This window comes from Haloarchaeobius litoreus (assembly GCF_024495425.1).
Classification (GTDB): domain Archaea; phylum Halobacteriota; class Halobacteria; order Halobacteriales; family Natrialbaceae; genus Haloarchaeobius; species Haloarchaeobius litoreus.
In genome coordinates this window covers 756,702-768,873 of record NZ_JANHJR010000002.1, presented here as the reverse complement: position 1 = coordinate 768,873, position 12,172 = coordinate 756,702, and the positions used below count along the sequence as shown (strand labels likewise).

Here is a 12,172-nt window from a genome sequence, read left to right as displayed (position 1 = left end):
CAGTTTCAACGAGAGGACTGTTCGTACCGTTCTGCCGCCCGTCTCAGCCGTCGGACCTCCGCGAGCACCGCCTGCCACTGTTCGACCGTCCCCGGGAACTCGTCGCCCCCCTCGTCGAACGCCTCGCGCTGGTCGAGCACGAGGCTCTGGACCGAGCGCGGGTCCTCGACGTTCCAGAAGGTCAACTCGGTGCCCAGCCCCCCCGCCGTGTCGATGGAGACGGTCCCGTGACCGAACAGCGTGCCGAAGACGCCCTGCTCGTAGGAGCTGTTCTGGACGCTCTCGAAGCCGACCGCGAGCACGTCCCGCGAGAGCACGCCCTGCTTGCGGTAGCAGCGCCGGTTCGTCACGACGAACTCGACGTTGCGTATCCAGATGTACGTGAACACCGGGGGCAGGACGCCGAGCAGGACGAGCGGCCACACCGGCACCGGTAATGCGTCGGGCGCGAGCAGGGACGCGCCTGCCGGGACGACGGCGATCAGCAGCCCGACGAACAACGCCGGGATGATGCTCTGGACGCGCGGCGAGGCCGCCCAGAGGACGTCCTCGTCGTCCTCCAGCGTGAGCCAGTCGCGGCTCATCGGTCGTTGGCTGGGTCGTCGTCCTCGTGCCAGGGACGACCGGTCGTGCCGGGCTGTTCGCCGATTTCTCCCGTCTCGCCGCCCTGGCGTGTCTCGATGCGCTCGAACGTCTCGCGCATCGCCCGGAGCTCGGTGAGTATCTCGTCGAGCACCTCGCCCTTCTCCGGCGCGTCCTCGCCGCGGCGGTCGCTCCCCCGGCGGTTCTCCTTGATGAGCCGGTTGATGCGCTCCTGGACCGACTTCGGGTCGGCGACCGACTGGAACTGCATCTCGACGCCGGAGCCGCCCGCGGTCGAGATGTCGACGTTGCCGTAGCCGAAGTAGGTCCCGACGACGCCCTGGGAGAAGGAGATGTTCTGGACCTTGTCGAAGTCGACGCGCTGGACGTCCCGGGAGAACACGCCCGACTTCGTGTACAGCCCGTCGGTCGTGACGACGTAGTCCGTGTTCTCGCGCCAGAGGTACGCGGCGGCGATGATGACGATACCGACGAGGAGGATGATGAGCGGCACCCCCAAGATGAGCGCGGGGACGACGCTCATCGGGTGCGGGTTGCCCGACCAGACGATTTCCTCGTCCTCGTCGAGGCTCAGCCAGTCGAACTCCGGGCCCGACACGTCGGTCGAATCGGCGGCTGTCATACCCCAGAGTTCCCTCGGGTGGCAGAAATAGCTACTGTCGTGACCTCGCCCCCCGGTTGTGCGGTCTCCGGTCCCTGCGTCCGTGCCCGACACCCCCGATGTGACCATCGGCCTGCACCGCGACGAGAAACCTCGCCGACGCGTCGCCGGGCAGTTTCCTTCCACGAAGGCTGAACACTAATATAGGATGAATCCCTTTGACTCAGTCGATGGCTGTGGTCGAACGACACGCCTGTGAAGGCTGTGACCGCGAGTTCTCCCTCGACAACCTCCATGCGGTCACGATGCCGGGTGGGTCGCGAGCCGTCTGCTGCCCCGAATGCCGCGAGTACGCGGAGACGGTCACCGACAGCGGCTCCGATATCGACCAGCGACGCCGCGAGTGCGACGGCTGCACCGAGGAGCACCTCGTCTCCGAGCTCGAGGAGGTCATCCTCTCGGACGGGACCAGCGTGCTCTGCTGTCCCTCCTGTGCCGAACACGCCCCGTCGAACGACGACGACCCGGGCGAGCGCCGACAGGAGGAGAGCGAGGCCGAGACGGCGGCCGAACTCGAGTCCAAGGAGCCCTCGAAGGCGAGCCGCCAGCGCAACCTCTGCCAGCAGTGCAACGACTGGTACTCCATCGAACTCTACCGCGTCGTCACGGTCGACGAACGCACCGAGAAGTTCTGTCCGGACTGCATGGAGCAGGCCCGCGACGACGGCATCATCAAGGACGTCCGGATGCGCCGGGCCGAGGCCTACGAGGTGCTCGGCGCGTCGGGCTTCGCGGACGAGGACGACCTCCGCGACGCGTACATCAGCGAGGTCAAACAGGTCCACCCCGACCGGGCCGACGGCTCGCGAGCGGAGTTCAAGCGCGTGCAGGCCGCCTACGACCGCCTGCTGGACGAGTTCTAGACCGGGTCCTCGCGCCGCACGTAGCCGAGCGTCGCCGGGTTGAAGAAGTACTGCGCGTCGCACTCCTCGCAGGTCGCCACCAGTGCCTGGTTGTGCTCGTACATCTGCCAGAGCTTCTTCTGGGTCTCCTCGATGTCGAGGGTCACCGCCGTGCCACAGTTCTCGAAGTTACACGGGAACCGGACGAACCAGTTCGGCGTCGAGAGCGTGCCCAGCGGCGCGAGCTCCGACCGCAGACGGCAGAGCAGGTTGAACACCGAGACGTCCATCTCGTCGGGGTCGAGCTCGACCCGCTCGTGACGCTGGAGGTAGCCCTCGGGCTCGACCCCGTCGGTGTACACTGGCAGGATGGGAATCCCCTTCGCGACCGCGTAGCCGATCTCCTGGTTCACCCAGCTGTTCGTCGCGCCTCCCTCGGTGAGGACGACGACGAGCAGGTCGCTGTTGGCGAGCCGTCCCTCCAGGTCCTGGCGGTTGCGCCCGGGCTCGACCTCCTCGAGCGCGATGTGGACGTCGATGTGCAGGTTCTGGACCGTCGAGAACAGCTCCTGGACGAGGTCGAGATCGGACGGCGCGTGGGAGACGAACACCTGCTCTTCGGCCATGGCGGTACCTCGCCGGTCTGCTACTAAATCCTTACCCACTGCCGTGGACGCGCTCGTGGCAGATTGGACAGAGTGCGACCACGTTGTGGACGTGCCGGTGGCCGCCCGCTGCGGGGGAGACGACGGCGTGCAGGTGGAGCACGTCGCCGAAGACGAGCGCCTCGCGCACACCACAACCCCGGCAGCGTTCGTCGTCGCGGTCCGTCACGGTGTCTCGCTCGACTGGGAGCCCGCCGCAGTCGGCCCGCGAGCCGCCCGCGGTCCGGTCATCGGCACAGTCCTGACAGAGGCGGATGTCGTTCCGCCCGTGGTCGCCGTCCGGGACGATGGCCCGTCTGCGGGCCCCGTCGTCACCGCAGTTTCGGCAGACACCCGGTTCCAGTGCCGGGTGCTCCTTCCGTCCGATGCCTCCGACTCCGGCGACCGCTCGGGCCGCCGCGTCGACGTTCAACGAGGCGAGCTTCGTCACCCGTTCTCTCGCACCCCTCGAAGTTCATTCCATCCCCTGACTACTTAATTATTTCTATGGGCCAAAAGATAAACAAAGGAAGGTCGAGTTCAGAGCGGTGCGACGAGGTCGTCGAGCGCGGCCCGGGGGTCGTCGGCCTTCGCGACGCCGGAGGCCAGCAGGACGCCGGTCGCGCCGAGGTCGGCCGCCGCCGCGAGGTCCTCGCCGGTCGAGATGCCGGCCCCGCAGAACACGTCGACGTCGGGGTCGACCGCCGCCGCGGCCGCGACGGCGTCCTCGACGATGTCCGGGTCCGCCTGGCTGACGGGCGTCCCGGTGCCGATGAGCTCCGGCGGCTCGACCGCCACGGCATCCGGGCCGAGTGCGGCCGCCGCGCCGACCTGGGCCGGGTTGTTCGCGCAGGCGACCGTCTCCAGTCCGGCGCGTTCGGCGGCACGGACCGCGCCGTCGAGGTCGGCGAGCTTCACGCGGTACTCGGAGTGATTGATGAGGGTTCCCGTCGCGCCGGCGTCGGCGACCGTCTCCGCGAGCGTGTGGCCGGTCTGGCTCCCAGGTTCGACCGGGTCGATGTGCTGGCCCCAGGTCTCGACGCCGGTCTCCGCGACCGCGTCGAGGTGGGCCGCCTGCGGTGCGACGGCGATGCGGACGCCGCTGTCGTCGGCCGCGTTCGCCGCGGCGGTCGCGACCGCCACGGGGTCGCACGGATACGCCTTCAGGTTGACGAGGACGAACATACCGAAACCGGGTCGCGCTGCCACCAAAAGCGTGTCTCTTCGGGTGACGTCACCGGTAGGGGCTGAGAGGTGCGCGCGGCTGGCGTGACGCAACGAACGGGGAGGACCGAGGGTTTACGATTATTGTAAACCTCCACCGCCGGGGCGTTCGAGTAACCCACAGCCGTGACACGGCTCGCCCACCCACCATCGCGAACGGACGAAGGAACAGCGACGCCTAGTCGTTACAGCAGCCACTCGCCTCGTCGGCGAAGTCGAGGCCGAGCTCGGCGGAGATGGTGCTGTTGACCCGCTCCAGACGGGCATCCAGCTGGTTCTGGGCCTCGAGGTACTCCGCCATCACCGGGATGTCGTGGAGCTCCTGCTGGGTGTTCTGGAGCTCCTCCAGATCCTCCTGGGACGCCTGGCCGGTCTGGCGTGCGAGCATGAACTCCTGGCGGACCTGCTCGAACTCCTCGATCTTCGCCTGCGCCTCCTCGCTGGCCTCGACGGCGGCTTGGGCCTCGTCGAATCGCTCGTACTCCGGCAGGTCACGGAGCGCACGACCGAGTTCGCGCGCTCGCTGCTCGACGGAATCCGACTCCTCGGTGCTCTCACCACTCGTCTCGATGCTCATGCCCACCGCTTGGGAGCGGACGTGTTTCAACCTGCCGGAGCACCGACGTTCTCACGAATCCCTGTGGCTCGACTGCCCTAACAGTACATTAAACGGTCTGAACGAACGTTGAACGGAATGAGGCCTTGATGTATGTCCGGTTCGGAGTGCAAGCTACGATGTCACGCCGGAGCCCGACGGTACTGGTCGCCGCGGAAGAGGAACTGACCCGCGAACGCTACCGGGCGGCACTCGAAGGCGGCCCGTACGACGTGGTCGCCACTGGCGTCCCCGACGAGGTCCTGGCGACGGCCAAACAGGCCTCCGTCGCCGCCGTCGCCGGCCGGGTCGGGAGCCGTTCTCGCCGGGCACTCCTCGGGACGCTCACCGAACGCGCACCGGGCTGTGCGCTCGTCTCGCTCGGCGGGGAGCGACCACCCACCGGACCCCACGACGCCCATCTGGAGGCACCGGTCTGTCCGACCGACCTCCTCGCGACGGTCGACCATCTCGCGACGCGTGCCGTCTACTTCGAGCGACTCGACGCCTTCGTCGCCGCGGCCCGGCGCGCGACGACCACGGACCACAGTCGGCTCAGCCGGCTCCGCGACGAGACGCGCAAGCTCCAGGGCACCTTCGACACGACCGACTTCGAGGCCGCGTTCCGGCTCGTCGACGCCGCCTGAGCCTCTCTCACCCGTTCTCGCGACCGTCCAGAACCGTCGAAGTTAACCGTCCGTGCCGGCTAATCCGGTCCAATGAGTCAGGAATCGTACTCCGAGGGCGACCTCCGGAACACCGGCATGTCCCTCAAGCACGACCGCGAGTGGGACTACGAACTCGACCGCATCGTCGACGCGGTCGAGGAGCGCGACGCAGACAAGGTCGGCCTCCAGTTCCCCGAGGGGCTGAAACGACGCGGCCCCAGAGTCGCCGACGACCTCCGCGAGATCCTCCCCGACGACGTCACCGTCGTCATCTCCGGGCAGCCCTGCTACGGCGCGTGCGACCTCGACACCTATCTGATGCGCCGGACCGACGTGTTCGTCCACTTCGGGCACTCCCCGATGAAGGAGTCTGACAAGATCATCTACGTCCCCCTCTTCTCCAACGTCGAGGTCCTCCCGAGCGTCGACCGCGCCATCGACGAGGAGCTGGCGGGCGACGACGTCGGCCTCGTCACCACCGCCCAGCACATGAACCGGTTCGAGGAGATGCGCGAGCACCTTGAGGACGCCGGCTACACCGTCCACACGCGCAAGGGCGACGACCGCCTCACCCACGAGGGGCAGGTGCTCGGCTGCAACTACGCCTCCGCGGACATCGACGCCGACCAGATACTCTACGTCGGCGGCGGCAAGTTCCACCCGCTCGGGCTCGCGATGGAGCACCCCGACAAGAAGGTCGTCATCGCCGACCCCGTCAACAACGTGCTCACCGTTGCGGACACGGAGAAGTTCATGAAGCAGCGCTACGGTGCCGTCCACCGCGCGATGGACGCCGAGAAGTTCGGCGTCATCTTCTGTACGAAGATCGGCCAGGGCCGCTGGGACCAGGCCGAGGAGATCGTCGACAACAACGACGATGCCTACCTCATCACCATGGACGAGGTCACCCCGGACCGCCTCCGGAACTTCGACATGGACGCCTTCGTCAACACCGGCTGTCCGCGCATCACCACCGACGACGGCCCGCAGTTCCACAAGCCGATGCTCACGCCCCAGGAGTACCGCATCGCCATCGGCGAGGAACCGCTGGACGCGCTGGAGTTCGACACGTTCCACGGCACCTGGTGACCGTCGACAGGCCCGGTCGCCCCGCACCTGATTCGACAGGAAATATCATTACATAGAAACGTTTTCGACAGGTGGCGCGGTAGCTTCTGGCATGGACATCGACTCCATCGCCGTCGTCCCCGACCACTGCCACCGCTGCGGAAGCGAAGTCGCCACGACAGAGTGGGAGGGAGACGAACACCCCTGGTGTCCCGACTGCGACACGGTGCTCTCGCGCCACCCCGTCCCGGGCGTCCACATCGTCGTCTACGACGAGGAGTGCGTCCTCATGCTCGACGAACCGATTCCACAGCACGAGGGGCTCCTCAGCCTCCCCGGCGGGTTCGCCAAGTACGACGAGGGGCCGAAGGAGACTGGGCTCCGGGAACTCGAAGAGGAGACGGGGCTCACCGCCGACCCCGACGACCTGTCGTACGTCACCGTCGTCCACGCGGAGTTCCCGAAGAGCTCGCTCTACCTCCTCACCTACGCGGTCCATCGGTCGAACGTCGCCGGCGAGCTCGAAGGCGAGGCCGAGGGGTTCGAGGCCGCGTTCCACCCGGTCGACGAGGTGCTATCGTCGACCGACCGCGTCCGCGACTCGGACCAGGAACGCATCGAGCTGGCCATCGACGGCCCGGGTCGTGCGGCGTAGGGAGCCGATGCGTTCGGTTCCGAAACCTGTAAACGCGCCGGACGACCACGCAGATACATGGAACTCACCGTCACGGAGAACCTCGAACAGGAGCTCCGCGTCGAGATCGCTGGCGAGGACCACACGTTCATGAACGTCCTCAAGGGCGCGCTGCTGGAGACGGACGGCGTCGCGGCCGCGACCTACGACGTGAACCCCGAGCAGTCCGGTGGACAGACAGAGCCCATCCTCACGGTCAAGACCGAGGATGGCGTCGACCCCATCGACGCGCTCCAGAGCGCCGCCCAGCGCGTACAGGAGAAGACCGACGCGTTCCGGAGCGCGTTCGAGCAGGCGGCGTAACGCTCGCGGCTCTGCTGCTCAGTTCTCACCGCACCCTAGCAGACAGCGTACGCTGCGTAGATCCGCCCGTCGGGAGCGACGTGGACGTCGACGGCGTTGGCGGCGGTGGCGTCCGTGAGCGTCGCCGAGCCCTCGAGGTCGGCGACGAGCACCTCGAACAGTGCCTGCGCCGCGGCGGACTCGTTCTCGAAGTCGTCGATGGTCGCGCCGCCGCCGTCGGTCGAGCCGAGCAGGAAGATCGCGGGCTGGCAGGCCGGCGAGAAGTCCCGGAGCCCGCCGACCACCCTGCCGCCGTCGTAGTCGCCGGCGACCTCGCGCTGGGCGGCGAACGTGGCCATGCTGTCGAGCGTGCCGTCACGCGAGAGGGCGTCCGCGTCACGCTCCGCCCGGTACTCGTCCACGCGGTCGAGGATGCCCGACTCCACGTCGGAGAGGTTCACCCCGTCAGCCTGGTCGGCCGAGCCGGGGGCGTCGACGACGCGCGGGCCGTTCAGCGCCACGTCGAGGTCCTCGGGAAGCGGGACGACGCCCGTCGCGAACAGCGCGACGACTATCGCGACGACCAGGAAGAGCGGCACGAGCGGTTTCGCGAGTTGGGCGTAGCCCGGCACCGAGATCTCGTCGTCGATGTCGCTGTAGTCGGGACGGCGCTGTTCGAGGTCCATCCCGCCGCAGCGGGGGCAGGGCGGGTTGTTCTTCGCGGACTGGCGGCCGCAGTCGGGGCAGACCCAGACGAAGCCGGTGTACTCGCCGACCTCGCTCCCGCACTCGTCGCAGGGGGGCGAGGTCGACCGCGTCCCACAGTCGTCGCACTCCCACGCCATCTACCAGTACGTTCGGTCGCGCAGGAAAGTAGTTGCCGGTGGACGAATCGGCGGGTGCGTGCGGTTCTCGGGGTAACGGTGGTCGGCGTGGCGGTGCTCGCAGTGCGGCACGCTACAGTCGCACCGGGACGTCGTGCTCGTCGAGGTACTCCTTCACCTCGGCGATGGAGTACTCGTCGAAGTGGAAGATGGAGGCGGCGAGCGCGGCGTCCGCACCGGCGTCGGTGAACACCTCGTACATGTCCTCCGGACCGCCACAGCCCGAGGAGGCGATGACGGGCGTGTCGACGGTGTCACAGACCGCCTTCGTCAGCGGGATGTCGTAGCCGTCCTTCGTCCCGTCGGCGTCGATGGAGTTGACGAACAGCTCGCCCGCCCCGCGCTCTGCGGCCTCCTGCGCCCACTCCACCACGTCGCGGCCGGTCCCCTCGCGGCCGCCCTTGACGGTGCACTCGAACCAGCAGGACTCCCCGTCGACCTGCGCGTAGTGCTCGCCCTGCTCGTCGAACCTGCGTCGGGCGTCCACGCTGATGACGATGCACTGGTTGCCGAACGACCGCGCCCCGGCGTTCACCAGCTCGGGGGTCGCCAGCGCACCGGAGTTGATCGAGACCTTGTCCGCGCCGGCCCGCAGCGTCTCCTTGATGTCGTCGGTCGTGCGGATGCCGCCGCCGACGGTCAGCGGGATGAACACCTCGTCCGCGACCGCGCTCACCGTGTCGAGCATCGTCTCCCGCCCGTCGGCCGACGCGGTGATGTCGAGGAAGACGAACTCGTCCGCGCCCGACTCGTTGTACCGCCGGGCCATCTCGACGGGGTCGCCCGTGTACGCGAGGTTCTCGAAGTTCACGCCCGTGTAGACGGCCGCGTTGCCGTCCTCGTCCAGGTCCACGTCGATGCAGGGGATGATGCGCTTCGTGAGTGCCATCTACTGCCTCGTGGTTCGGGCGTTGCGGGTTTGACGGTTTCGACGGCGGAAGGGTTCGATAGTTTCAGGTAGGGCCTCGCACAACTCCCGGGCATGAGCGAGGACACCGACAGCGTCGAGTCGGAGCACGACGCAGCAGAGGACCACGCGCACGACGACCACGGGCACGGCAGCGACCACGCGGACGAGCAGCACGCGAGCCGGGTCACGTCGCCGATGCAGGAGTTCGAGATGAGCCAGGTCGCCTTCGGCGCGGTCGTCATGCTCGTCGGCGTCATCGTCACCATCGGGCTGCCGGTGCTGCTGGCCTGAGTCGTCGAGCGTTTCTTCTCTCGCGGAGCAACGGTTAGGGGGACGGCCGTCCCAGTCCACGGTATGGCAATCGACGGCCTCCACCACCTCGTCCTGCTCGTCGACGAGCTCCCCGCCGCCGAGGACTACTACCGCGACCTGTTCGACCTCGGCGTGCAGTTCCGGGAGGGTGTCCGCGACGGCGACCCGGGCACCGTCCCCGACCACCTCACCTGGCCCGAGGCCATCGAGGCGGGTATCGAGCCCACGATGTCGTTCCTCGGTCGCGACGGGTTCTTCCTCGCCGTCGCGGCCGACCCGGACGCGACCGACGGCACCGGTCGCGTCGACCACGTCGCGCTCGCGGTCAGCCCGGCAACGTTCGAACTGGTCGCGGACCGGGCCGAAGCGTCGGGCGCGCCCGTCGAGCGCAACGCCGCCCATCACTGCACCTTCGATGACCGCTACGGCGTCGAGTGGGAGCTGAACGCGAAGCCGCGGCCGCCGAACCGGGCGTTCGACGAGTTCGACGCCTGAAGACCCCGGTCGGCGGTGCGCTCAGTAGTGCCAGTCGTACTCCGAGAAGTCGGGGTCGCGCTTCTCGACGAACGCGTCGCGGCCCTCCTGGGCCTCGTCGGTCATGTACGCGAGCCTGGTCGCCTCGCCCGCGAACGTCTGCTGGCCGACCAGCCCGTCGTCGGTCATGTTGAACGCGTACTTGAGCATCCGCATCGCAGTCGGCGACTTGGAGTTCATCTCCTCGGCCCACTCCAGGGCGACGTCCTCCAGCTCCTCGTGTGGCACCGTCTCGTTCACCATCCCCATGTCGGCGGCCTCCTGTGCGTCGTAGGTCTTCCCCAGGAAGAAGATCTCGCGGGCCTTCTTCTGACCGACCTGCTTGGCGAGGTAGGCGGAGCCGAAGCCGCCGTCGAAGCTGGCCACGTCGGGGTCCGTCTGCTTGAACTTCCCGTGCTCCACGCTCGCGATGGTCATGTCACAGACCACGTGCAGCGAGTGCCCGCCGCCGACCGCCCAGCCCGGCACCACGCAGAGCACCGGCTTCGGGATGTGACGGATGAGTCGCTGCACCTCCAGGATGTGCAGTCGGCCACCCTTGGCCGCGCCCTCCCGGTCGGCGTCCTCGTCGCGGTACTCGTAGCCCTCGCCACCGCGCACGGTCTGGTCGCCGCCGGAGCAGAAGGCCCAGCCGCCGTCCTTCGACGACGGCCCGTTCCCCGTCAGCAGGACACAGCCCACGTCCGTCTGGCGCTTCGCGTGGTCCAGCGCGTCGTACAGCTCGTCCACCGTCCCCGGCCGGAAGGCGTTGCGCACGTCCGGCCGGTCGAACGCGATGCGGACCGTCCCGGACTCCGTCGCCCGGTGGTAGGTGATGTCGCGGTAGTCGCGGTCGAGCTCCTCCCACCGCGCGGGGTCGAACAGTTCCGAAACCATGCACGGGGGTGGGGTCGGCCCCCGGAAATAGATTCGCTTCCGTGTTCGGTCTCTGTCTCTGGCGCTGCAGTCGGTGGACTCGCGTGCACCTCGAACAGCCAGAAAGCTCCGAGGCGCTGGAGTCGGGGGCCTGGCGAGACGACGCAGGAGTCTCGCGCGGTCCCGGGAGCGTCGTCCGCCGGGGATTGCTGGCTGTTGGTAGAGCCTGTGACTCACACGGATGACGGGGCTTCCCGGGCGGTATCGGTCCGGTCGTGTCCTCCACACCGACAACATCCGGACGACCTGTGGCAACAACCGGTCGCCGGTCACGTTTCGAGCGAGAACATATCGATAGCAGGAACTGTTTTGGGCGTGCCGTCCCAACGTCGACCAACTTCGGGTCCCCCTGACCGCATGACGGAGACGTTCTACGACGTCCTCGGCGTCGATACCGACGCCACGCAGGACGAGATAACGGCGGCCTATCGCGAGCGGGTCAAGGAGACGCATCCGGACCTGAACGACAGCGGGGACGCCGCCGAGGCGTTCCAGCGCGTTGCCGAGGCCGAGGAGGTCCTCTCGGACCCGGACGAGCGGGCGCGCTACGACCGGCTCGGGCACGCCTCCTACCAGCGGATGTTCGGCGACGCGGACGGCTGGGGTCGGACGCGGACCGACGACGATGCGGCCAAGACCGACGACGGTGCCGGCCGCGGGCGGGCGACGGGCGACGAGCGGCGGAGCTGGGCCGACGGCACGTACGGCAACCGGAACCGGCGGCAGGAGTACCCCGGTTCGGACCGCGAGACCGCCGGGGAGGGGAACCGCACGAGGCGGAGCTACTACGTCGGCGACACCGACGGCTCGGGCGGTGGGTCGACCAGAAGCGGTGGCGCCTCCGCCTCGACCGACGGCGGCGCGACGGGAACGGGCTCGTCGTTCGACGGTGCAGCCCGGCGGAAGACCCGCGGCCAGGGCGAGCACGTTGCCGCCGACGAGGCGGAGGCCGACGAGTGGGACGGCTTCTCCGTCCACGACTGGGACGAGGAGGAGCTGGCGCAGGAGCCGGTGACAGTCAGCCTCTCACAGCAGTCGCTGGTGCTCGCCGTGCTGACGTTCCTGATGTACCCGTTCCTCGCGTACGTCACCGTCTCACCCCAGCTGAACCTGTTCGTCAACGTCGTCATCGGGGCGTGTACGCTGCTGCTGCTGGGCTACCTGCTCACCATCCCGCGCATCGCCGTGGTGGGCTTCGGCGCGCTGAGCATCGGGCTCCCGTTCGTGCTCGCGTTCGTCGGCGTGAACCTGCTCGCGCCGATGAGCGTGTTCCTCGTCGGTGCCTGCGTCGTGCCGTTCTGGTACGCACTGGCGTTCAGGCATATCGTCGGCTGAA

17 protein-coding genes are annotated in these 12,172 nt (G+C 68.2%); 8 read left to right on the top strand and 9 right to left on the bottom strand.

From position 1 onward, the window contains the following. Positions 1-5: 5 nt before the first annotated feature. Both NOW55_RS10700 and NOW55_RS10695 read right to left on the bottom strand, forming a co-directional pair. Positions 6-584, bottom strand: a complete 579-nt coding sequence (locus tag NOW55_RS10700) for a PH domain-containing protein (protein WP_256400082.1) — start codon at positions 582-584, stop codon at positions 6-8. Beyond that, positions 581-1,225, bottom strand: a complete 645-nt coding sequence (locus NOW55_RS10695) for a PH domain-containing protein (RefSeq protein WP_256400081.1) — start codon at positions 1,223-1,225, stop codon at positions 581-583. The genes NOW55_RS10700 and NOW55_RS10695 overlap by 4 nt, the downstream gene beginning before the upstream one ends. Before the next feature lie 209 nt (positions 1,226-1,434). Here NOW55_RS10695 and NOW55_RS10690 point away from each other — a divergent pair, with 209 nt between their 5' ends. Then, positions 1,435-2,127 (top strand): J domain-containing protein, encoded by a 693-nt coding sequence (locus tag NOW55_RS10690; RefSeq protein ID WP_256400080.1) that lies wholly within the window; start codon positions 1,435-1,437, stop codon positions 2,125-2,127. Here the strand turns inward: NOW55_RS10690 and NOW55_RS10685 are convergent. From NOW55_RS10685 to NOW55_RS10670, 4 genes are all read right to left on the bottom strand, one after another. Beyond that, entirely contained in the window at positions 2,124-2,732 is a 609-nt protein-coding gene (locus NOW55_RS10685) for a toll/interleukin-1 receptor domain-containing protein (protein ID WP_256400079.1), read from the bottom strand. The two genes, NOW55_RS10690 and NOW55_RS10685, sit on opposite strands and share 4 nt — an antisense overlap. Positions 2,733-2,763: 31 nt before the next feature. Continuing rightward, entirely contained in the window at positions 2,764-3,201 is a 438-nt protein-coding gene (locus NOW55_RS10680) for a hypothetical protein (protein ID WP_256400078.1), read from the bottom strand. Positions 3,202-3,290: 89 nt separating this feature from the next. Continuing rightward, complete coding sequence (gene tpiA, locus NOW55_RS10675; protein ID WP_256400077.1) at positions 3,291-3,935, bottom strand: triose-phosphate isomerase; 645 nt, start codon at positions 3,933-3,935, stop codon at positions 3,291-3,293. Between the two features lie 217 nt (positions 3,936-4,152). Then, positions 4,153-4,551, bottom strand: a complete 399-nt coding sequence (locus tag NOW55_RS10670; protein ID WP_256400076.1) for a YlbF/YmcA family competence regulator — start codon at positions 4,549-4,551, stop codon at positions 4,153-4,155. Positions 4,552-4,709: 158 nt separating this feature from the next. On the opposite strand from NOW55_RS10670, the gene NOW55_RS10665 reads away from it, so the two are divergent. From NOW55_RS10665 to NOW55_RS10650, 4 genes are all read left to right on the top strand, one after another. After that, complete coding sequence (locus tag NOW55_RS10665) at positions 4,710-5,216, top strand: hypothetical protein (protein ID WP_256400075.1); 507 nt, start codon at positions 4,710-4,712, stop codon at positions 5,214-5,216. Positions 5,217-5,288: 72 nt separating this feature from the next. Then, positions 5,289-6,326, top strand: coding sequence for a diphthamide biosynthesis enzyme Dph2 (gene dph2, locus NOW55_RS10660; RefSeq protein ID WP_256400074.1), 1,038 nt, complete (start codon positions 5,289-5,291; stop codon positions 6,324-6,326). Between the two features lie 91 nt (positions 6,327-6,417). Beyond that, entirely contained in the window at positions 6,418-6,960 is a 543-nt protein-coding gene (locus tag NOW55_RS10655) for an NUDIX hydrolase (RefSeq protein WP_256400073.1), read from the top strand. Between the two features lie 57 nt (positions 6,961-7,017). Next, positions 7,018-7,302, top strand: a complete 285-nt coding sequence (locus tag NOW55_RS10650; RefSeq protein ID WP_256400072.1) for a DNA-directed RNA polymerase subunit L — start codon at positions 7,018-7,020, stop codon at positions 7,300-7,302. A gap of 35 nt (positions 7,303-7,337) precedes the next feature. On the opposite strand, the gene NOW55_RS10645 is transcribed toward NOW55_RS10650, so the two are convergent. Beyond that, on the bottom strand, positions 7,338-8,126 hold the full coding sequence (locus tag NOW55_RS10645; protein WP_256400071.1) for a hypothetical protein: 789 nt from the start codon (positions 8,124-8,126) through the stop codon (positions 7,338-7,340). Positions 8,127-8,238: 112 nt separating this feature from the next. Then, positions 8,239-9,054: an imidazole glycerol phosphate synthase subunit HisF gene (gene hisF, locus NOW55_RS10640; RefSeq protein WP_256400070.1), complete on the bottom strand. Its 816-nt coding sequence runs from the start codon at positions 9,052-9,054 to the stop codon at positions 8,239-8,241. A 93-nt stretch (positions 9,055-9,147) separates the two neighbouring features. Here hisF and NOW55_RS10635 point away from each other — a divergent pair, with 93 nt between their 5' ends. Then, entirely contained in the window at positions 9,148-9,366 is a 219-nt protein-coding gene (locus tag NOW55_RS10635; protein WP_256400069.1) for a DUF7550 family protein, read from the top strand. 63 nt (positions 9,367-9,429) lie between these two features. Beyond that, positions 9,430-9,882 (top strand): VOC family protein, encoded by a 453-nt coding sequence (locus NOW55_RS10630; protein WP_256400068.1) that lies wholly within the window; start codon positions 9,430-9,432, stop codon positions 9,880-9,882. Positions 9,883-9,903: 21 nt separating this feature from the next. Here the strand turns inward: NOW55_RS10630 and NOW55_RS10625 are convergent, their stop codons facing one another. Then, positions 9,904-10,797, bottom strand: a complete 894-nt coding sequence (locus NOW55_RS10625; RefSeq protein ID WP_256400067.1) for a 1,4-dihydroxy-2-naphthoyl-CoA synthase — start codon at positions 10,795-10,797, stop codon at positions 9,904-9,906. A 396-nt stretch (positions 10,798-11,193) separates the two neighbouring features. On the opposite strand from NOW55_RS10625, the gene NOW55_RS10620 reads away from it, so the two are divergent. Beyond that, positions 11,194-12,171 (top strand): J domain-containing protein, encoded by a 978-nt coding sequence (locus NOW55_RS10620; RefSeq protein ID WP_256400066.1) that lies wholly within the window; start codon positions 11,194-11,196, stop codon positions 12,169-12,171. The last annotated feature ends 1 nt before the right edge of the window (position 12,172 follow it).